Origin of the sequence: Streptomyces sp. NBC_01803, from assembly GCF_035917415.1 — a bacterium.
Taxonomy (GTDB): Bacteria; Actinomycetota; Actinomycetes; order Streptomycetales; family Streptomycetaceae; genus Streptomyces.
In genome coordinates this window covers 309810-331699 of the sequence record NZ_CP109073.1, presented here as the reverse complement: position 1 = coordinate 331699, position 21890 = coordinate 309810, and the positions used below count along the sequence as shown (strand labels likewise).

The window sequence follows — 21890 nt, the reverse complement described above, 5'->3', positions numbered from 1 at the left end:
CATTCGACCATGCGTATTCCCTTTCTCAGACGGCTGTCGGCCGCCCTGGCCATCGCCGTCCTCACCCTCACGGGGATCGTCTCCGCCCAGGCGCAGACGGAAGTGACAGGCGGGCCCAAGCCGACGGTGGTGCTGGTGCACGGCGCGTTCGCCGACGCCTCCGGCTTCAACAAGGTCATCGCACGGCTGCAGAACGCGGGCTTCCCCGTCATCGCTCCCGCCAACCCGCTGCGCGACACGGCAGGGGACTCGGCCTACATCTCCAGCGTCATCGACACGATCCCGGGGCCGGTCATTCTCGCCGCCCACTCCTACGGCGGCGTCGTCATCACCAACGCCGCCCGCGGGCACGACAACGTCGAGGCCCTGGTCTATCTCGGGGCGTTCGCACCCGACGAGGGTGAGAGTGCCCTCCAGATCGCTTCGCAGTTCCCGGGCAGCGAGCTGGGCGGCGCTCTCGTCGCGCGCCACTACCCGCTGCCGGACGGAACCGAGGGTACCGACGGCTACATCGACCCCGCCCAGTTCCGCGCGGTGTTCGCCGCCGACCTGCCCGAATCCGAGACCCGGCTGATGGCCGCCACTCAGCGACCCGGCAGCGTCAACGGGCTCGCCGGAGCCAGCGGCGAGCCGGCCTGGGAGACCATCCCGTCGTGGTACCTCATCCCGACCCAGGACCGGGTCATCCCGCCGGACGCCCAGCGCTTCATGGCCGAGCGAGCAGGCAGCCACGTCCGTGAGATCGACTCCTCCCACGTCGTCATGATCTCCCACCCCGGCGCGGCCACGGCCACGATCCTCGCGGCCCACGCCGCCACCAAGTAGGGAGAACCCCATGGGCGAGAAACCCGACACCATCATCCTGATCCACGGCTTCTGGGTCACCCCCCGCAGCTGGGAGAACTGGGTCACGCACTACAAGGCCAAGGGCTTCCGCGTCCTCACCCCCGCCTATCCCGGGTTCGAGGTGGAAGTCGAAGCCCTCAACGCCGACCCGACTCCGATCGAACGCCTGTCGGTCCCGGAGATCATCTCCTCGATCGAGAAGCTCATCGACGGTCTCGACCGGCAGCCGATCATCATGGGGCACTCCGCGGGAGGCGTGTTCACTCAGATCCTCCTCGACCATGGCTACGGCACCGTCGGTGTCGCCATCAACTCCGCCCCCACCGAGGGCGTCGCGGTCGTCCCGCTGTCCCAGCTGAGGGCGACGTTCCCGGTGCTGAAGAACCCGGCCAACAGGCACAAGGCCGTGGGATTCACCTACGATCAGTGGCGGTACGCCTTCACCAACACGTTCCCCGAGGACGAGGCCCGCGCCGCCTACGACCGTTACCACATCCCCGCGTCCGGCCACGTGTTCTGGGGCAGCGCCCTGGCCAACATCCACCCCGGCCGCGCCGACAGTTCGGTCGACTACCGTAACGACGACCGGGCGCCACTGCTGTTCATCGCCGGCGAGAAGGACCACCTCATGCCGCCGAAGGTCCAGAGATCCAACGCCAAGCACTACAAGTCCGCCACCGTTACCGAGGTGATCGAGTTCCCCGGCCGCTCCCACCTGATGCCCGCGCAGCAGGGCTGGGAGGAGATCGCCGACGCCGCCCTCGCCTGGGCCCTCGACCACAGCTGACAAGGACGGAAGAACGCAGCGCATGACGGACGTCACGGGTACCCACATCGGCGGTCCGACCGTCCTCATCGAGTTCGACGGCTGGCGGCTGCTGACGGACCCGACTTTTGACGCCCCCGGCCGGACCTACGGGTTCGGCTGGGGGACCTCCTCCCGCAAACTCACCGGTCCCGCGCTCGCCGTCGCGGAGATCGGACCGGTCGACGCGGTCCTCCTGACCCATGAACACCACGGCGACAACCTCGACGACGCCGGGCGAGCCCTGCTCGGCGAGGTCGGCACGGTCGTCACGACCCGCTCCGGCGCCCGCCGTCTGGGTCCGTCCGCCCGGGGACTGCGGACCGGCGAGACCACGCGCCTGGAAGCACCGGGCAGACCGTCGATCGACATCACCGCCACGCCCTGCCGGCACGGGCCGAGGTTCAGCCACCCGCTCGTCGGGGATGTCATCGGCTTCGCGCTCACCTGGCCGGGCCAGGAGCACGGCCCCCTGTGGGTCACCGGCGACACCGTCCTCTACCCCGCACTCCAGCAAGCGGCCGCCGCCCTCGATCCCGGCACCGTCCTCCTGCACCTCGGCTCGGTGCGGTTCCCCCTCACCGGCCCTCTCCGCTACACGATGAGCGCGGCCGACGCGCTCGCGCTGATGGCCGGACTCCACCCCCACAACGTCCTGCCCGTCCACTACGAGGGGTGGGCTCACTTCGACGAAGGCAGACCGGCCATCACCGACACCTGGACCGGCGCGCCCTCCGCTTTCGCCGACGCCGTCACCTGGCTGACCCCGGGTGCTCCCGCCACCATCACCGTGTAGGTCCGGCCTCGCGAACACCGGACGCTGCGGGATCCGCAGAAGGAGTCGGGTTCGCCGGCAACGCTGTCGGACCCGACTTTCGGCATGCCACCGCTGCCGCCGACGGCACGCCGACGGCGGCGATCGCATCTCGTCGGGGGCGGTGGGTTCTGCTCCCCACACGTCAGCTTCTTCTCCTCCAGTGCCCTGCTTTCCCAGGTGTGTGCCGCCGTGCCTGGCCGTACCTGGCGGGCCGAAAGGCCCACGAGCTCGGAAAACATCCCCTACTCAGGACGTGAAAGGTCTATTGCGGACCAGGCAGGCATTGGTTAAAGATCGGGCAAGGACCTCGGGGGAGGTCATCTTCATCGCAGGAGCGCGGGAGCTGGGCCATGCTGGTTCTGGACACCGCCACGATGCCGGTCGCGGAACGTGCCGAGGCGTTCCACGCCATCGCGTCGGGCGAGAGCGGAAGGTGCTCGATCGAGCACGAGGACGTCGGCGACCGCCTGTGGAAGCGGCTGGAAGTGTGGCGGTTCGGGCCGCTGACCTTGTTCGCCACCCACGGCTCGGGTATGCGCATCTGGCGCACCCGGAACCAGGCGCGCGTCGACTCGACGAACACCATCTCGGTCATCACTCAGAGCACCGGTGACGGCGCCTTCTCCTGGAACGGCTACCAGCAGCGCGTCACCACCGGCGGTCTTGTGCTGGCGCACAAGACCGCCGGGTATGAGTACGGCTGGTCCGGGCCGGGGCTGTCGGTGGCGTTCATGGTCGACGCCGACCAGCTCGGGCTCCCCGAGCACATGGTCCGCACGGCGATCCCCATGGTGGCCTCCAGCAGCATGGGCCCGCTCCTGCTGAGCCACATCCGCGCCGTGCACGGCGACGCCGACCGGCTGGCCGCCGACCCAGGCGCCGACGCGGTCGGCGAGGCCACCCTCGACCTCACCCGTGCCCTGGTCGCCTCGGTCGCCGGCGACCGCACCACCCGGCGTGCCATCGCCGAGGAAACGCTCCTCAACCGAGTGCTGGCCTACGCCCGAGCCCATCTCGCCGACCCCTTTCTCACCCCGCAGCGCATCGCCCACGTCCACAGCGTCTCGCTGCGCAGCCTGTACAGGGCCTGCGAAGAAGGCGGCCTCAGCCTCGAACAGTGGATCATCCGCCGCCGTCTCGAAGGCACCCGCCGCGACCTCGCCGCACCCGAGCACGCACACCGCACCATCGAGGCCATCTGCCGCTCCTGGGGCTTCACCAACGCCGGCTACTTCTCACGCCGCTTCCGCGACGTCTACGGCACCACCCCGCGCCTGTGGCGCCGGCGCAACCTCCCATTCTCTTGAGGGGCGACCCGCGCCAGAGGCGTCAGGAAGTACCGCACGCGGGGAAGCGCGTTCCCGTTCCCCCTCTCCGCGACCTCTCCACGGGTGATCGTGAGATCGATGGCGGATGCCCCATCCGTGGAACCGGCCAGGATCTTGTCCGGCCGTGACCGCGCGTGCGGCCTGCTGGACGGCCTGCTGGACGCGGTGTCAGCCGGGCGGAGGTCGACACGTCGGCGGGCGGGTTTCGGCGCTGTCTGCTGTCCGTCCGCCGGGTCCTCACGCGCGCGGACCGCGATCCTGTTCCGTTCGGGCCCCCCGGGGACCGGACTGGAGGGCCTGGGTGCAGTGTGGCGGGCGGCGCCCGGATGGCGGCCAGTGCTAGAAGTGGCATATGTCGGGTGGTTCGGATAAATGGTATGCGCGGCGGAAACGGGGCAGTGGCCGGGGGGCGCCGCCTTCCCGGCGGGAGCGTGGACGTTTCCTACCGCGGGTGCGTACCGTCGCGGGCCAGATGTTCCTGCTGCAGCTCGTGATCGTCGTCCTCCTCGTCTCGGCGGCCCTGGTGGCCCTCGTCCTCCAGGGCCGGAGGGCCATCACGCAGGAAGCCCGCGAGCGTTCGCTCATCGGCGCGGAGGCGTTCGCGCAGGCCCCGGGGACGGCGAGCGCCATGATGGCGGCGGACCCCACCGCGCTGCTGCAGCCGCGTGCCGAGGGGATCCGGAAGGCTTCCGGTGTCGACTACGTCGTCGCGTTCAGCCGGGCGGGGTTCCGGTGGACCCACCCCGATCCGGAGGAGATCGGCAGGCACGTCATCGGCGACTACTCCCAGGCACTGGCCGGCCGGCCGATCACGAGAACCTCCCGGTCGCCCGCCGGACCCGCTGTGAACTCGACGGTGCCCGTCCGGGACTCCGGCGGCTCGGTGGTCGGGCTGGTGTCGGTCGGCATCACGGTCGAGAACGTGGAGGACCGGGTGGCGCGGCAGCTTCCGCTCCTGTCCGGTTCCGCGGCCGGAGCACTGGCGGTGGCCACGGCCGGGACGGCCGTGGTCAGCCGGCGGCTGCGGCGGCAGACGAGGGGGCTCGGCGCGGATGAGCTGATGCGGATGTACGAGCATCACGACGCGGTGCTGCACGCGGTGCGGGAGGGGGTTCTCATCGTCGGCGAGGACGGGCGGCTGCTGCTGGCCAACGACGAGGCGCGCCGGCTGCTGGACCTGCCCGAGGACGCGGAGGGCCGCCGTGTCACCGATCTGGGTCTGGATCCGCGCCTCGTCGAGCTGCTGGTCTCGGGGCGGGCGGCGACGGACGAGGTGCGGCTGGCCGGCGAACGCCTGGTGGCGGTGAACGTGCGGTTGACCGCCCCCTACGGCGGGCCGGCGGGCAGCGCGGTGACGCTGCGGGACTCCACCGAGCTGCGGGCGCTGGCGGGCAGGGCCGAGGCGGCGCGGGAGCGTCTGCGGCTTCTCTACGACGCGGGGGTGAAGGTCGGCACCACCCTGGACGTGGCGCGCACCGCCGAGGAGCTGGCCGAGGTGGCGGTCCCGCGCTTCGCGGACATCGTCACGGTCGAGCTCCTGGAGCCGGTCCTGCGAGGCGGGGATCCGGAGGGCGGGACCACTGAGATGCGCCGCACGGCCGCCAGGGGCGTCAGGCCGGATACGCCGCTGTACCCGGTGGGCGAACTGATCCGCTATGTGCCCACCACCCCGCAGGCCCAAAGCATCACCAGCGGCCAGGCGTTGCTGGAGGCCGACATGCGCACGGCCGAGGGCTGGCGCGCCCAGGATCCGGAGCGGGCCAGGAAGATGCTGGACCACGGCATCCACTCACTGCTCTCCGTGCCGCTGCGGGCCCGTGGCGTGGTGCTGGGGCTGGCCGACTTCTGGCGCCGGGACACCCCGGAGCCGTTCGAGGCGGAGGATGTGTCGTTCGCCGGGGAGCTGGCGGCGCGGGCGGCGGTCGCCATCGACAACGCCCGCCGTTACACCCGGGAGCGCACCACCGCCGTCACGCTCCAGCGCAGCCTGCTGCCCCAGGCCCCGGCCGAGCAGTCCGTGCTTCAGGCGGCCCACCGGTACCTCCCCGCCCAGGCCGGGGTGGGGCGGGACTGGTTCGACGTGATCCCGCTGCCCGGCGCCCGGGTGGCGCTGGTCGTCGGCGACATCGTCGGCCACGGGCTGCACGCCGCCGCCACCATGGGCCGTCTGCGCACCGCCGTGCACACCTTGTCCGCCCTCGACCTGGCACCCGACGAGCTCCTGGTGCACCTGGACGAACTGGTCAGCAGGATCGACAGCGACGAGACGCGGGACCGCAACAGTCCGGGCGTCACCGGCGCCACCTGCCTGTACGCCATCTACGACCGGGTCACCGGCCGGGCCACCGTGGCCGGCGCCGGCCACCTGGGGCCCGCCCTGGTCCTCCCCGACGGCGCCGTCTCCTTTCCCGAGGTGCCCGTCTCGCCTCCCCTGGGCCTCGGCGGCGGCGTGCCGGTGGAGTCGGCCGAGCTGGAGCTGCCCGAGGGTTCCCGGCTGGTGCTGTACACCGACGGGCTCGTCATGAACCGCGACCGCGACCTCGACACCGGCCTGGAGCTCCTGCGGGCCGCCCTGGCCACCAGCGCGGACCGCACTCCGGAGGAGATCTGCGCGGCCGTCCTCGACGCCCTGCTGCCCGCGCGCCCCAGCGACGACATCACCCTGCTCGTGGCCCGCACCCGGCTGCTGGACCCGGACCGCGTCGCCGAATGGGACGTTGCCCCCGACCCCGCGGCCGTCGCCCCCATCCGCGGCCAGTGCCTGCGCCGGCTCTCCTCCTGGGGTCTGACGCGGATCGCCCCCGCCACCGAGCTGATCCTCAGCGAACTGATCACCAACGCCATCCGCTACGGCGCCGAGCCCATCCGGGTCCGCCTGCTCTACGAACGCACCCTCACTTGTGAGGTCTCCGACGGCAGCAGCACCTCACCCCATCTGCGCCGCGCACGGGTCACCGAGGAAGGAGGACGCGGACTCTTCCTCGTGGCGCAGTTCGCCGACCACTGGGGCACCCGCTACACCCGGACGGGGAAGGTCATCTGGACCGAGCAGTCCGTCGAGAGCGGCGCTGCGGCCGGGCCCGAGCTGGCCGACCACCTGCTCGACCAGTGGGAGGACCTGACCCCGTAGCCCCAGGTCCGCGCGGCGGAGGCCGGCGCGCGAAGCCCTTCCTGAACGGCCCACGTCTCCCTCCGTCCGCCCTCCGGGGCCGGTGCCGGTCAGGACGCGCCGGGCCACCGCGAAGGCGGCGTTGGCCGCGGGCACTCCGCAGGAGACGGCGGTCTGGAGCGGGACGGCGCCGATCTCCTCGGGGCTGAGGCCGTGCCGCGAGCCCCGGCGCATGCGCGGTGATGAACAACCGGGCGCCCCGCGCCGGGACATTGACGCTCCCGCAGAAAGACAGCGGCGCATGAACGGGCTTGGCAGCCCCGGCTGTTGCGGTCTGTACGAGTGCCCCTCAGTTCGCCGTACGCCGATGCGCCTTGACATCGTCCCGTGATGACTCTCTAGACTACGCCCGAAAGCTACACACCGTTCAGGAACTGCACGGCATGCAACTCTCTGGATGGTGTATCGGTTCGGCGTCCGCTCCTCGTGAGGGGTGCCTGCCTCCCGGAATCGTCAGCCATGCATGGGCTGATGACGGATCGTCATGGAGAGAGTCTTCGACTGTGGGCACCACACAAGCGCCCCCGCGGCCGCGGGCCGGGCTCATGCTCGGGCTGCTGGCGTTCGCGCAATTCATCGTCGCCATCGACTACAACATCGTCTATATCGCGTTGCCTGACATCGGGTCAGGACTCGACTTCTCGGCCCAGTCGCTGCAGTGGGTCGTGAGCGCCTACGCCGTGGGCTTCGGTGGTCTGCTGCTGTTCGGTGGCCGGGCGGTGGATCGGCTCGGCCCGCGTCGCATGTTCATGCTGGCGATGGCCCTGTACGGCGCCTCGTCCCTCGTCGGCGGCATCGCCACCAACTCCGGTGTGCTGGTGGCGGCCCGTGCCGTCCAGGGAATCGGCGGCGCGCTGCTCTTCCCCGCCGTGCTGGCCCTGATCTTCATCGGCTTCGAGGAAGGGCCCGTGCGTAACCGGGCCATGGCCGTCTGGGGTGCCACCGGCAGCGCCGGTCTCGCCGCCGGCTCGCTGCTCGGCGGCGTGCTCACGGACGCCTGGGGCTGGGAAGCGGTCTTCCTGGTCAACGTGCCGCTCGCCTTCATCGGCCTGCTGCTCGCCCCGCGCCTGCTCCCGGCCGATCCGGCGCGCGGTACCGGCGGCAGCTTCGACGTGCCGGGCGCGGTGCTGGGCACCGTGGGTGTCACCCTGATGGTCTTCGGCCTGGCCAGCGGCCCGGAAGAGGGCTGGACCTCGCTCCAGGGCATGGGCTCGATCATCGTCGGCGTGCTGCTGTTGGTCGGGTTCGTCGTGGTGGAGGCGCGCACCCGGGAGCCGCTGGCCCCGCTGCGGCTGATCCTCAACCGCAGCCAGGGACCGACGATGATCGTCGCGTTCCTCTTCATGTGCACGCTCGCCACGGCGTTCTACATCTTCACGACCTACCTGCAGCCGGTGCTCGGCTACAGCCCGCTGAAGGCCGGCATGGCCTTCCTGCCGCTGGCGATCACGACGTCGATGGGCGGCGGCATCGCCTCCACGGCCCTGCTGGACCGGGTCGGTCTCCGCATGACCCTCGCCGTGGGCTGCTTCTTCAACGGCATCGGCGTGGGCGCGCTCGCGCTCGGCATGTCCGAGGGCGGCTCCTACTGGGCCCTGGTCCCGGGCATCATCATCTGGGGCTTCGCCGGCGGCATGGCGTTCACCGCGGTCTTCACCGCCTCCGGCGCCGGAGTGGCCCCGCACGAGCAGGGTGTCGCCTCCGCCCTGGTCTCCACCTCTCAGCAGATCGGTGGCGCCATGGGCCTGGCGGCCCTGGTCGCGGTCGCCAACGCCGGTCTGGACTTCGACACCCTGCCCGGCCCGACCGCGAAGGAGATCGTCGACGGCCTCCAGAACGCCGGACTGATCGCGGGAGCTCTGCCCGTCATCGCGGCGGCCGTCGCGATGGCCATGAAGGTCGCGCCGGTGCAGCCGGCCATCGTGGTGGCGGACATCACGCCCCCCCAGGGCAAGACGACCGACGAGGCCGTCGTCCCCAACTAGGACGGCGCCGCACTGACTCGCACGTCCATGGTCCACGTTCCCCCGGCGGCGACCATGGGCGTGCGACCTGTCGTCGGGCACCGCTCCCCGTCCCGTCCCGTTCCGCCCCCTCGGGACGGGACGGGGCTACGCCGTGACGGGCACGGCGCGGTCCGGGCCGCCGGTCGTCCCGGCCAGGCCCAGCGACCGCACGAGGTCGAGCATCTCGGAACGGAACAGCATCGCGGGATCGCGCGACAGGTCCCGCAGATGCCCGTACACCTCCAGCGTGACCAGGCCGTGCATGCGGCCCCAGGTGCGCACCGTGAGCGCCAGCAGGTCAGGCGTCAGACCGAGGTGGGATTCGCCGAGGCTCTCCACCAGGCGGGGGTCGAAGTCGGACCAGTCGTAGGGGCCGCCGGCCTCCTCGTGCCCGGCGGGTGCCGCGGCCCCGATCAGGTCGGCCAGCATCCGGCACACCCGGTGCCCGGCCGCGGCCGCCGGGCCGTTCTCCGGCTGGTGGTACTCGGGTAGCGGTGCGCCGTACACGAGCTGGAACTTCTCGCGGTTCGCGATCGCCCAGTCCCGGTACGCCAGGCCGTGGGCCACGATCCCGTCGGCCGGGTCGCCGTCGCGCATTCCGGCATGGGCGGCCTCCAGCCGGTCCGCCAGCGAGGTGTAGACATCCACGATCAGGGCCGTGATGAGGTCGTCGCGCGTGTCGAAATAGCTGTAGATGGCGCCCGCGGTCATCCCCATCTCGCGCGCGATGGCACGCAGTGACAGCGCGGCGGCGCCCCCCTCTACCATGTGCGCGAGCGCGATCGTCTTGATCTCCGCTGCGGTCTCCGCCCGGAGGCGCTCACGACGACTCTGCTTCGGCCCTGCCATGGGTGTCATTTTACCGTGATCGCGCTTAACCCGACCGGATGAGTCGTGGTCGCGAAGCACCGGCCGGCCTCCGCCTGAGCAGCGGCCGAACCGCTCGGCGCCGGAATCCCCGCGTCGTGAGCCCACCTGGCCGCCGCCCGATGGGCGTGCGCCATGAGGCAGGGGCGCATCCCCTCCCGCTCGCACATTCCCGCATCCGGCCACTCGACCCACGAAACACTTCGGAAACGAATACCCCAGTCGCTACCCCGATACCCGGAACCCCACAATAGTGTCGCATCTTAGGGGGGGGTTAAGGGTTGGGCACGGAGTGCCACCCGTTTACTGTTTTGAGTGCTGGACGAACTTGTGCAATGAACTGTGACCTACATTACAAGCCGCGGGTAAACGAATACCGGTTTTCGCCGGTCACTGATTTCTTTCTCTTTTCCAGGGCATTTCAGATGTCGCCCGCAGTCGCTTTTTGCGCAGTGGGATGGAGAGCTCCCCGGCCTGTGCGCGGCGTAGCCACTGCACCCGTGCCATTCGGTGACCGCAGCCATTCGATGGAGAGGGCGATACATGGATTCTCTGGCCGAAGCGGTTGTCTCGGGCGCGACGCCCGAAGAGCTGGCGCGGGAAAAGGTGCCCGCCCACTACACGGCCGCCCATATCCGCGCCGAAGACACCGAGATGTTCAAGGGCGTGACGGACAAGGACGTCCGCAAGTCCCTCCGGATCGGCGCGGTCCCCATGCCCGAGCTGGCCCCCGACGAGGTGCTGGTCGCGGTCATGGCCAGCGCCATCAACTACAACACCGTCTGGTCCGCGACCTTCGAACCCCTGCCGACGTTCAACTTCCTCAAGCGGCTGGCTGCCACGGGCGGCTTCGCCACCCGTCACGACCAGCCCTTCCACGTCCTCGGCTCGGACGGCTCGGGCGTCATCGTGCGCGCCGGCGCCGGAGTGCGGCGCTGGCGCATCGGCGACCGCGTCGTCCTCAATCCCGTCCAGGTGGACGACCAGGAGCCGGCCACCCACGCCGACGGCATGCTCGGCACCGAGCAGCGCGCCTGGGGCTTCGAGACGAACTTCGGCGGCCTCGCCCACTACACCGTGGTCCGCGCCAGCCAGCTCCTGCCCAAACCCGCCCACCTCACATGGGAGGAAGCCGCCAGCATCCCGCTGTGCGCCGGCACCGCCTACCGGATGCTCGCCAGCGACCGCGGCGCCCGCATGAAGCAGGGCGACGTCGTCCTCATCTGGGGCGCCACCGGCGGCCTCGGGGCCTTCGCCGTGCAGCTGGTGAAGAACGGCGGCGGCATCGCCGTCGGGGTCGTCAGCTCGGAGGCCAAGGCCCGGGTGCTGCGCGACATGGGCTGCGATGTCGTGATCAACCGCACCGAGATCGGACTGGGCCACAACGACGGGCCGCCGACGCCGCAGGACATCATCGAGCAGGGCAAGCGGCTGGGCCGCGTCATCCGCCGTGAGGTCGGCGAGGACCCGCACATCGTCTTCGACAACAACGGACGCGCCACGTTCGGTATCTCCGTCTTCGTCGCCCGCCGCGGCGGCACCATCATCACCTGCGGCTCCAGTACCGGATATCAGCACCAGTACGACAACCGCTACCTGTGGATGAACCTCAAGCGCATCATCGGCAGCCACGCGGCCAACTATCAGGAACAGGCCGAGTGCAACCGCCTCGTCCAGCTCGGGCACCTCAACCCGGTCCTCTCGTCGGTCTTCCCCCTCGACGAGGTCGCGGAGGCCACCCGGCTGGTCCAGCTCAACCGGCACCACGGCAAGGTCGGCGTGCTCTCGCTCGCCCCCGAACCCGGCCTCGGCGTCACCGACCCCGCCCTGCGCGCCCGGATCGGTGAGGAGCGGCTCAGCCGCATGCGGCTCGAAGCGAGCGTGGCCGCCTGATGACGACCACGGACCACGGGGACATCACCCGCGTCGGCGTCGTCGGATGCGGGCTCATGGGCTCCGGCATCGCCGAGGTGTGCGCGGTCGCCGGACTCGAGGTGACCGTCGTCGTATCCCGGCCCGCCGCCCGGGAAGCGGGCCGGGAACGGATCGTCGCCTCGCTCGGGCGATCCGTCGCCAAGGGCCGGATCACCGACGCCGCGCGCGGCGAGGCCATGGAGCGCATCTCCTTCACCGAGGACCTCAAGGACCTGGCCGACCGGCACCTGGTGATCGAGAGCATCCGCGAGGATGAACCCAGGAAAGTGGAGCTCTTCGCCGCCCTCGACCGGATCGTCGAAGACCCCGACGCCATCCTGGCCTCCAACACCTCGTCGATCCCGATCATGCGCCTGGGGCGCGCTACCGATCGCGCCGACCACGTCGTCGGCACCCACTTCTTCAGCCCGGTACCCGCCAACCCCCTCGTGGAACTGATCAGCTCGCTCGCCACCGACCCCGCCGTCAGCGACCGGGCCGCCGACTTCTCCGCACGGGTCCTCGGCAAGAAGGTCATCCGGGCGAGCGACCGCGGCGGATTCGTCGTCAACGCGCTCTTCATCCCCTTCCTTCTCTCCGCCGTCAGAATGGTCGAATCCGGCTTCGCCACACCCGAAGTCATCGACAAGGGGATGGAGTTGGGCTGCGCCCACCCGATCGGTCCGCTGAAACTCACCGACCTCCTCGGGCTCGACACGGTGGCCGCCGTCGCCGAGGCCCTGTACGAGGAATTTCTCGAACCCCATTACGCGCCACCACCGCTGCTGCTGCGCATGGTCGAGGCCGGTCTGCACGGCAAGAAGAACGGCCGGGGCTTCTACCGGTACGCGTGACGGCAGGCCGGGCCACCCACCGCCGGAACCGCCGTCCACCGCACCGCAATTCCCAGCATGACGCGCACGCGCCGGGCCCATCCGCGCGTGCAGAGGAAGAGGAGCAGGATGTCCGCCGAATCCGCCGCCGAAAAGCGAGAGCACCACCTGCCCGCCGACGACGCCACGGGCGAGGGCATAGCGGTCGTCGGCCTTTCGTGCCGACTGCCCGGAGCGGCGACCCCCGGAGAATTCTGGGGCCTTCTCAAGGAGGGGCGCGACGCGCTCTCCGCCCCCCCGGCCGACCGCGCCGGCCTGCTGGCCTCCGGCACCCGGCTCAGGGGCGGATTCCTCGACCACGTCGACCGGTTCGACCCGGAGTTCTTCGGCATCTCACCGCGCGAGGCGGCGGCGATGGACCCGCAGCAGCGACTCGCGCTGGAACTGGCCTGGGAGGCCCTCGAAGACGCCGGCCTCCTTCCCGCGACGCTGCGCGACAGCCGGACCGGTGTCTTCCTCGGCGCCATCTGGGACGACTACGCCACCCTCGCCCATGACGGCGGCCCCGACGCGATCGGCCACAGCACCCTCGCCGGCGTCAGCCGGGGCGTCATCGCCAACCGCGTCTCCTACGTCCTCGGCCTGAACGGCCCCAGCCTCGTCGTGGACACGGGACAGTCCTCCTCCCTGGTCGCGGTCCACCTCGCCTGCGAAAGCCTGCTCAAGGGCGAGACCACCGCCGCGCTCGCCGGCGGTGTCAGCCTCAACCTGCTGCCCGACGGCTTCCACCTCGGCGAGAAGTTCGGAGCCCTCTCACCCGAGGGCCGCGCCTACACGTTCGACGCGCGCGCCAACGGCTACGTCCGCGGCGAGGGCGGCGGCGTCGTCGTCCTCAAGACACTGCGCCAGGCCCTCGCGGACGGCGACCCGATCCGGTGCGTCATCCGCGGCGGCGCCGTGAACAACGACGGCCGTGGCGACGCGCTCACCGCGCCCCGCACCGCGGGCCAGGAAGACGTCCTGCGCCTGGCCTACCAGCGCGCCGGCGTGGACCCCAGCTCCGTCCACTACGTCGAACTCCACGGCACCGGCACCCCCGTGGGCGACCCCGTGGAGGCGGCGGCCCTCGGCGCCGTCCTCGGCGGCGACCGCCGTGCCCCGGGCGACCCGCTGCGGGTCGGCTCGGTGAAGACCAACATCGGACACCTGGAGGGCGCGGCCGGCATCGCCGGACTCATCAAGACGGTGCTCTGTGTGGAACACCGCACCCTCGTCCCCAGCCTCAACTACCGCACCCCCAACCCCCGCATCCCGCTGGAGACGCTGCGGCTGGACGTCAACGACGCCGTCCGGCCCCTGGCCGCCGCGCCCGAACCGATCCTCGCCGGGGTGTCCTCGTTCGGCATGGGCGGCACCAACTGCCATCTGGTGTTGTCGGACTGGACCCCGGCTGCCCCCGTGGCCGGGGTTTCCGACGCCCCCGTTGAGCCCACGGACGTCGTTTTTCCGATCGTGGTGTCGGCGCGGAGCGAGGCCGCGCTTCGGGGGCAGGCGGGGCGGTTGGCTGATCATCTGGTGGCGTGGCCGGGGTTGGGGTTGGGGGATGTTGCTCGTTCGCTGGTGGTGTCGCGGGCGGCTTTTGAGCATCGTGCGGTGGTGGTGGCTTCTGGTCGGGGTGCGGTGGTGGAGGAGTTGTCGGTGCTGGCTTCGGGCGGTTCGCTCGGGCGTGGTGCCGAGGGTTCGGTGAGTGGTGGGAAGGTCGCGTTCCTGTTTACGGGTCAGGGCAGTCAGCGGGCTGGTATGGGCCGGGAGTTGTATGAGCGGTTCCCGGTGTTCGCTGAGGCGTTTGATGAGGTGTGCGGGTTGCTGGAGCCGTTGGTGGGTGTGTCGGTTTCGGATGCGGTGGTGACGGGTGAGGGGCTGGATGAGACGGGGATGACGCAGCCGGCGTTGTTCGCGTTTGAGGTGGCTTTGTTTCGTTTGTTCGCTTCGTGGGGTGTGCGGCCGGATTGTGTGGCGGGTCATTCGGTGGGGGAGATTGTCGCGGCGCATGTGGCGGGGGTGTTGTCTCTTGCGGATGCGTGTGTGCTGGTGGCGGCGCGGGGTCGGTTGATGCAGGCGTTGCCGCCGGGTGGGGCGATGGTGGCGATTGAGGCTTCGGAGGAGGAGGTTGCCGGGTCGCTGGTGCCGTGGGAGGGGCGGGTGGCGATCGCGGCGGTGAATGGTCCTGTGTCGGTGGTGGTGTCGGGTGTTGAGGAGGGTGTTGAGGCGGTTGCTGGGGTGTGGCGTGGGGTGGGGCGTCGGACGCGGCGGTTGCGGGTGAGTCATGCGTTTCATTCGCCGTTGATGGACGGGATGGTGGGGGAGTTCCGTTCGGTGGTGGCGGGGTTGTCGTTCGCTGAGCCGGGGTTGGGGTTTGTGTCGAACGTGTCGGGTGGTCTGGTGTCGGTGGGGGAGGTGTCGTCGCCGGAGTACTGGGTGGGGCATGTGCGGGAGGCGGTGCGTTTCGCCGATGGGGTGCGGGCGTTGGAGGAGGACGGGGTCACCACGTTCCTGGAGCTGGGCCCCGACGCTGTGCTCACCTCCATGGCCCGTGCCAGCGTCACCGGCGACGGAACCCGCCTCGTTCCCGCGATCCGGGCCAACCGGTCCGAGGAACGGACCCTGCTGGGCGCTCTGGCCGAACTGTATGTCCGTGGCGTCCCCGTGGACTGGGAGCGGTACCCCGCCCTCCACGGCGGCCGTCGCGTGCCCCTGCCCGGCTACGCCTTCCAGCGCCGGCCCTTCTGGCTGCGCACCCCGGCGACCGGAACCGCGAGCGCCCCGCCGCTGTCCGTCCACGAGCCGCGGACCTGGACCCCCCTGTCCGTACCCGGACCGGACAACGAACGACCTGGCCGTTGCACCGTGCTCGGCCCCGACCCGCTCGGCCTCGGCGCCGCGCTCACCACCGCCGACAGCGGTGTGGAGCACCACCCCGGCCTCGCCGCGTTGACCGGCGCGCTGCGCTCCGGCCGCCAGGCCCCGGACGTGGTGTGCGCCCACCCGCGCGTCGAGGACGGGCCGGACCGCCTCGGCGCCACGCTCGCGGGGGTCCGGGCCCTGGTGTGGGCCTGGCTCGCCGACGACCGGTTCCGCGGCTCCCGGCTGGTCCTGGTCACCCATGACGCCGTCGCCACCGACCCCGGCGCCGAGCCGTCCGACCCCGTGTCGGCCGCCGTATGGTCCGCCGTGCGGCCCATCCAGGCGGAGTGGCCGGGGCGCGTGACCCTCCTCGACCTGAACGACGCACGCGGTTCGCTGCGGAACCTACGCCTCGCCATCACCGCCGACGAACCGGAACTCGCCCTGCGGGACGGCACCTTGTTCACGCCGCAGCCCATCGAGCGGCCGGCTCGCGCGACCGCCCCGGAGACCGTGCCGACTCCCGCGCCGGAGACCACCCCCGCCCCCGCGCGGCGTTCGCGGGCCGAGGAGGTGGCGGCGTTCCGGGACCTGGTCCGGGCCCAGGTGGCGGCCGTTCTCGAACACGAGGCCCCCGGCACGCTCGACACCACCCGGTCCTTCAAGGACCTCGGTTTCGACTCCCTCATGGGGGTCGAACTCTGCGACCGGCTCGGCGAGGCCACCGGCCTCGACCTGCCGGCCACCCTCGTCTTCGATCACCCGTCGGCCGAGGCCGTGATCGACTACCTCACCGGCCTGGCCCTCGGCGGCGACACCGACACCGACCGGTCCGCCACGCTCTCGGCCTCCGACGACGAGCCGGTGGCGATCGTGGGGATGGGGTGTCGTTTTCCGGGTGGTGTGGAGTCGCCGGAGGGGTTGTGGGATCTGGTGGCCTCGGGTGCGGACGGGGTTTCGGGGTTTCCGGTGGATCGGGGTTGGGATCTTGAGCGGTTGTTCGATCCTGATCCGGAGCGGTCGGGGTCGTCGTATACGCGTGAGGGTGGGTTCCTGCATGGGGCGGCGGAGTTCGATGCGGAGTTTTTCGGGATCTCACCGCGTGAGGCGTTGGGGATGGATCCGCAGCAGCGGTTGATGCTGGAGGTGTCGTGGGAGGCGTTGGAGCGGGTGGGGATCGACCCGGGTGAGCTGCGCGGCAGCGACACCGGCGTCTTCACCGGAACGTTCGGATTCCACGACGACGGTCAGGGACAGCCCCAGGGCCGGCTTCCCGAAGCACTCGAAGGCCACCGCATGGTCGGTAGCGCCGCCAGTGTGTTGTCGGGGCGGGTGTCGTATGTGCTGGGTCTTGAGGGGCCGGCGTTGACGGTGGATACGGCGTGTTCGTCGTCGTTGGTGGCGTTGCATCTGGCGGTGCAGGCGTTGCGGCGGGGTGAGTGTTCGCTGGCGTTGGCCGGTGGGGTGACGGTGATGTCGTCGCCGGGGACGTTTGTGGAGTTCTCGCGGCAGCGTGGGTTGTCGGCTGATGGGCGGTGCAAGTCGTTCGCGGCGTCGGCTGATGGCACCGGCTGGGCCGAGGGTGCGGGTGTGCTGGTGGTGGAGCGGTTGTCGGACGCGGTGCGCAACGGGCATCGGGTGCTGGCGGTGGTGCGCGGCAGCGCGGTCAACCAGGACGGCGCGAGCAATGGTCTGACGGCTCCGAATGGTCCTTCTCAGCAGCGTGTCATCCGCGCCGCCCTGAGCAACGCACGCCTGTCGCCGGCCGACGTCGACGCCGTGGAGGCACATGGCACGGGGACGCGGTTGGGTGATCCGATCGAGGCGCAGGCGCTGATCGCGACGTATGGGCAGGAGCGTTCTGGTGGGGACCGGCCGTTGTGGTTGGGGTCGTTGAAGTCGAACATCGGTCATGCGCAGGCCGCGGCCGGTGTGGGTGGTGTGATCAAGATGGTGATGGCGATGCGGCATGGGGTGCTGCCGCGGACCCTGCATGTGGATGAGCCGTCGCCGTTCGTGGATTGGGAAGCGGGTGCGGTGCGGTTGCTGACGGAGTCGGTGGGCTGGCCGGACAGTGGTCGTCGGCGCCGGGCGGGGGTGTCCTCGTTCGGGATCAGTGGCACCAATGCGCACATCATTCTCGAACAGGCACCGGAGAGCGAGGAGCGGTCCGGGCAGGATGAGCCCGCTCCGGACGAGGGTCTGCTGCCGATCGTGGTGTCGGCGCGGAGCGAGGCCGCGCTTCGGGGGCAGGCGGGGCGGTTGGCTGATCATCTGGTGGCGTGGCCGGGGTTGGGGTTGGGGGATGTTGCTCGTTCGCTGGTGGTGTCGCGGGCGGCTTTTGAGCATCGTGCGGTGGTGGTGGCTGCTGGTCGGGGTGCGGTGGTGGAGGAGTTGTCGGTGCTGGCTTCGGGCGGTTCGCTCGGGCGTGGTGCCGAGGGTTCGGTGAGTGGTGGGAAGGTCGCGTTCCTGTTTACGGGGCAGGGCAGTCAGCGGGCTGGTATGGGCCGGGAGTTGTATGAGCGGTTCCCGGTGTTCGCTGAGGCGTTTGATGAGGTGTGCGGGTTGCTGGAGCCGTTGGTGGGTGTGTCGGTTTCGGATGCGGTGGTGACGGGTGAGGGGCTGGATGAGACGGGGATGACGCAGCCGGCGTTGTTCGCGTTTGAGGTGGCTTTGTTTCGTTTGTTCGCTTCGTGGGGTGTGCGGCCGGATTGTGTGGCGGGTCATTCGGTGGGGGAGATTGTCGCGGCGCATGTGGCGGGGGTGTTGTCTCTTGCGGATGCGTGTGTGCTGGTGGCGGCGCGGGGTCGGTTGATGCAGGCGTTGCCGCCGGGTGGGGCGATGGTGGCGATTGAGGCTTCGGAGGAGGAGGTTGCCGGGTCGCTGGTGCCGTGGGAGGGGCGGGTGGCGATCGCGGCGGTGAATGGTCCTGTGTCGGTGGTGGTGTCGGGTGTTGAGGAGGGTGTTGAGGCGGTTGCTGGGGTGTGGCGTGGGGTGGGGCGTCGGACGCGGCGGTTGCGGGTGAGTCATGCGTTTCATTCGCCGTTGATGGACGGGATGGTGGGGGAGTTCCGTTCGGTGGTGGCGGGGTTGTCGTTCGCTGAGCCGGGGTTGGGGTTTGTGTCGAACGTGTCGGGTGGTCTGGTGTCGGTGGGGGAGGTGTCGTCGCCGGAGTACTGGGTGGGGCATGTGCGGGAGGCGGTGCGTTTCGCCGATGGGGTGCGGGCGTTGGAGGAGGACGGGGTCACCACGTTCCTGGAGCTTGGTCCTGGTGGTGTGTTGTCGGGGCTGGGGCCGGGGTGTCTGTCGCGGGAGGACGCGGGTGAGTTCGTGCCCGGGTTGCGTGATGGGGATGAGGTGGCTGGTGCGGTGGTGGCGCTGGGCCGGTTGTGGGCGCGTGGTGTCGGGGTGGAGTGGCCGGCTGTGGTGGGCGCGGGTCCGGTGGTGGATCTGCCGACGTACGCGTTTGAGCGGGAGCGGTTCTGGTTGCGGCATGACGCCGGGGGTGCGGTGTCGGCGTCCGCGTTGGGTGTGGGTGTTGCGGGTCATCCGCTGTTGGCGGCTGTGGTGGCGGTGGCGGGGGGTGATGAGTTTGTGCTGACCGGGCGGTTGTCGCTGGAGACGCATCCGTGGCTGGCCGATCACGCTGTTTTGGGGTCGGTGTTGCTGCCGGGGACCGCGTTCGTCGAACTCGCCCTCCACGCCGCCGAACACACCGGAGACGACCTGCTCGAAGAGCTCACCCTCGAAGCCCCGCTGATCCTGACCGGCACCGGGGCCGTGGACCTCCAACTCGTTCTCGACGCCCCGGACGACGACGGACGCCGCGCCCTGGCGATCTACTCGCGACCCAGCGGCGCGGGCGCCGACACCGAGTGGATGCGGCATGCGTCTGGGGTGTTGGTTGTGGGTGGTTCTGGTGGTTCTGGTGGTTCTGGTGGTTCTGGTGGTTTTGTTGGTTTTGTTGGTGTGGGTGGTGGTGTGTGGCCGCCGGTGGGGGCGGTGCCGGTGGATGTGGTGGGCCGGTATGAGGTGTTGGCGGGTCTGGGTTTTGGTTATGGGCCTGTGTTTCAGGGGTTGCGGTCGGTGTGGCGGCGTGGGCGTGAGGTGTTCGCCGAGGTGGTCCTGGGTGGGGAGGGGGCTGGGGAGGCGGGGTCGTTCGGGTTGCATCCGGCGTTGCTGGATGCGGCGTTGCATGCGATTGGTCTGGGTGTGCTGCCCGAGGAGGGTGGTGTGACGCGGTTGCCGTTCGTGTGGAGCGGGGTGCGGCTGTATGCGGTGGGTGCGGGGGTGTTGCGGGTGACGCTGGCGCCGGTCGGGGTGGATGCGGTGTCGCTGCGTGCGGTGGATGCGGCCGGGCAGCCGGTGGTGGAGGTGGAGTCGCTGGCGCTGCGGGCGGTCACGCCGGGGCAGTTGCGTGTTTCGGGTTCTGTGGGGAGTGGTCTTACCCGTCTTCAGTGGGTGGCTGTTCCGGGTGGTGCCGGGCCCGGGGTGGTCGGGGAGGGCTGGGTTCTTCTGGGTGGTGATGGCGGTGGTGGGCTCACGGCTTTCGCGGATGTGGCGGCGCTGGCCGCGTCGGTGGAGTCCGGTGGGGGGGTGCCGCGGGTCGCGGTGGCGGTGGCTCCTGCGAGTGGCGGGGTGGATGTGCCTGCCGGTGTGCGGTCCTTGGTGGATTGGGCGCTGGAGCTGACGCAGTCCTGGCTTGCGCAGGATCGGCTTGCGGGTTCGCGTCTGGTCGTGGTCACCCGGGGGGCGGTCGCTGTGGATGAGCGGGACGGTGTGGTGGATTTGGCGCAGGCGGTGGTGTGGGGGTTGTTGCGGTCGGCGCAGACGGAGAATCCGGACCGGGTGGTTGTGGTGGATGCCGATCCGCGGGGGTCGGGTCCTGTGGATGTGGTGTCGCTGGCGGGTGTGGTGGCTTCGGGTGAGCCGCAGGCGGCTGTGCGTGGTGAGGGGTTGCTGGTTCCGCGTCTGGAGCGTGTCCCTGTGGGCGGGGCCGGGGAGGGCGTGTTCGGTGAGGGCGTGTTCGGTGAGGGCGCGGTGGTGGTGACTGGTGCTTCGGGTGCGCTGGGTGGTGTGGTGGCCCGGCATCTGGTGGCTGAGCGTGGTGTGCGGGATCTGTTGCTGCTGAGTCGGCGTGGTGCCCAGGCGCCGGGTGCGGCGGAGCTGGTGGCTGAGTTGCGTGGGTTGGGTGCGGCTGTGTCGGTGGTCGCGTGTGATGTGGCTGACCGTGAGGCGTTGGCGGGTGCGCTGGCGCTGGCGCCGGGTGGGCGGGTCGGTGCGGTGGTGCATGCGGCGGGTGTGCTGGACGATGGTGTGTTCGCCGCGTTGACGCCGGAGCGGGTGGAGGGGGTGCTGCGTCCGAAGGTGGATGCGGCCTGGCATCTTCATGAGTTGACGCGGGAGTGGGGTATCTCGGCGTTCGTGTTGTTCTCCTCGGTCCAGGGCACGGTCGGGGGGGCGGGGCAGGCCAACTACGCGGCGGCCAACGCTTTCCTCGATGCTCTGGCCCAGCGCCGGGGGAGTGAGGGACTGCCGGCCACTTCCATCGCCTGGGGCCCCTGGGCCGAAGGCGGCATGGCAGCCAACCTGTCGGCAGCGGACCAAGCGCGGTTCGCCCGCAGCGGTATGAGGGCCCTCTCGCCCGAGACAGGGCTGGAGCTGTTGGATGCCGCGCTGGTGCCGGACGCCCCCGCGCACGTGGTGGCCGTGGACTGGAACCTCGCCGCCCTGCACGGCCGGGAGAGCGCCGACGTGCCGGCCGTCCTGCGGTCCCTCGCCGGCCCCGGCCGTCCCCGCCGCGCCGCCGCCTCCGCCCAGGACACGGCCACCGGCACCTCCCTCGCCCAGCGGCTGGCCGGACTCCCCCCGGCCGAACAGGAGAAGACCCTCACCGACCTCGTCCGCGCCCAGGTGGCCGCGGTGCTCAACTACGGCACCCCCAACACGCTCGATCTCACCCGTGGCTTCAAGGACCTCGGGCTGGGGTCCCTGACCGCCGTCGAGCTGCGGAACCGGCTCAACAAGACCACCGGCCTCCGCCTGCCCGCCACCCTCGCCTTCGACTACCCGACGCCCGACCTGCTGATCCAGCACCTGCGGGCGGAGTTGGCGCCCGCCGGGGCGGTGCCGGGCCACCCGGTGTCCACGGCAGCTGCCGTGGCCGGGGCCGACGCCGACGAGGGGGCGCTCCGCAGGGTCATCGCGTCTCTGCCGCTCAGCCGCATCCGCGAATCCGGCCTGCTCGACCAGCTCCTGAAGCTCGCCGAGCCTCAGGACGCCGCCGCGCCGCCGACCGCGTCACCGGCCGATGCCGAGCATATCGACGCCATGGATGTGGACGACCTGATCCGCATGGCCCGCACCAGCCTCGAATCCTGAAGAGCTGAAAGGCAAAGAAG

10 protein-coding genes and 1 pseudogene are annotated in these 21890 nt (G+C 70.6%); 9 read left to right on the top strand and 2 right to left on the bottom strand.

Features of this window, described 5'->3' with window-relative positions; all coding sequences use genetic code 11:
- Positions 1-9: 9 nt before the first annotated feature.
- From OIE51_RS01515 to OIE51_RS01495, 5 genes are all read left to right on the top strand, one after another.
- Entirely contained in the window at positions 10-825 is an 816-nt protein-coding gene (locus OIE51_RS01515) for an alpha/beta fold hydrolase (protein WP_326594885.1), read from the top strand.
- A 10-nt stretch (positions 826-835) separates the two neighbouring features.
- Positions 836-1633 carry an alpha/beta hydrolase gene (locus OIE51_RS01510; RefSeq protein WP_326594883.1) on the top strand — a complete coding sequence of 266 codons (798 nt, stop codon included), beginning with the start codon at positions 836-838 and terminating at the stop codon, positions 1631-1633.
- Between the two features lie 22 nt (positions 1634-1655).
- On the top strand, positions 1656-2447 hold the full coding sequence (locus OIE51_RS01505; protein ID WP_326594882.1) for an MBL fold metallo-hydrolase: 792 nt from the start codon (positions 1656-1658) through the stop codon (positions 2445-2447).
- Positions 2448-2818: 371 nt separating this feature from the next.
- A complete protein-coding gene (locus OIE51_RS01500; RefSeq protein ID WP_326594880.1) occupies positions 2819-3775 on the top strand; it encodes a helix-turn-helix domain-containing protein in 957 nt (318 codons plus the stop codon).
- Positions 3776-4247: 472 nt separating this feature from the next.
- A complete protein-coding gene (locus tag OIE51_RS01495; RefSeq protein ID WP_442811840.1) occupies positions 4248-6926 on the top strand; it encodes a SpoIIE family protein phosphatase in 2679 nt (892 codons plus the stop codon).
- A 90-nt stretch (positions 6927-7016) separates the two neighbouring features.
- On the opposite strand, the pseudogene OIE51_RS01490 reads toward OIE51_RS01495, so the two are convergent.
- A pseudogene (locus OIE51_RS01490) lies at positions 7017-7208 on the bottom strand (carboxymuconolactone decarboxylase family protein); the annotation flags it as partial.
- A 260-nt stretch (positions 7209-7468) separates the two neighbouring features.
- Between OIE51_RS01490 and OIE51_RS01485 the strand changes: the two are divergent.
- Positions 7469-8950 carry an MFS transporter gene (locus OIE51_RS01485; protein WP_326594879.1) on the top strand — a complete coding sequence of 494 codons (1482 nt, stop codon included), beginning with the start codon at positions 7469-7471 and terminating at the stop codon, positions 8948-8950.
- 126 nt (positions 8951-9076) lie between these two features.
- Here OIE51_RS01485 and OIE51_RS01480 read toward each other — a convergent pair whose 3' ends face one another.
- Positions 9077-9820 carry a TetR/AcrR family transcriptional regulator gene (locus tag OIE51_RS01480; RefSeq protein WP_326594878.1) on the bottom strand — a complete coding sequence of 248 codons (744 nt, stop codon included), beginning with the start codon at positions 9818-9820 and terminating at the stop codon, positions 9077-9079.
- A gap of 561 nt (positions 9821-10381) precedes the next feature.
- Between OIE51_RS01480 and ccrA the strand changes: the two genes are divergently transcribed.
- From ccrA to OIE51_RS01460, 3 genes are all read left to right on the top strand, one after another.
- Positions 10382-11731 (top strand): crotonyl-CoA carboxylase/reductase, encoded by a 1350-nt coding sequence (ccrA, locus tag OIE51_RS01475; protein ID WP_326594877.1) that lies wholly within the window; start codon positions 10382-10384, stop codon positions 11729-11731.
- On the top strand, positions 11731-12606 hold the full coding sequence (locus OIE51_RS01470; protein ID WP_326594876.1) for a 3-hydroxybutyryl-CoA dehydrogenase: 876 nt from the start codon (positions 11731-11733) through the stop codon (positions 12604-12606). The genes ccrA and OIE51_RS01470 overlap by 1 nt, the downstream gene beginning before the upstream one ends.
- A 108-nt stretch (positions 12607-12714) precedes the next feature.
- Positions 12715-21870: a type I polyketide synthase gene (locus tag OIE51_RS01460; RefSeq protein WP_442811839.1), complete on the top strand. Its 9156-nt coding sequence runs from the start codon at positions 12715-12717 to the stop codon at positions 21868-21870.
- Positions 21871-21890: the final 20 nt, after the last annotated feature.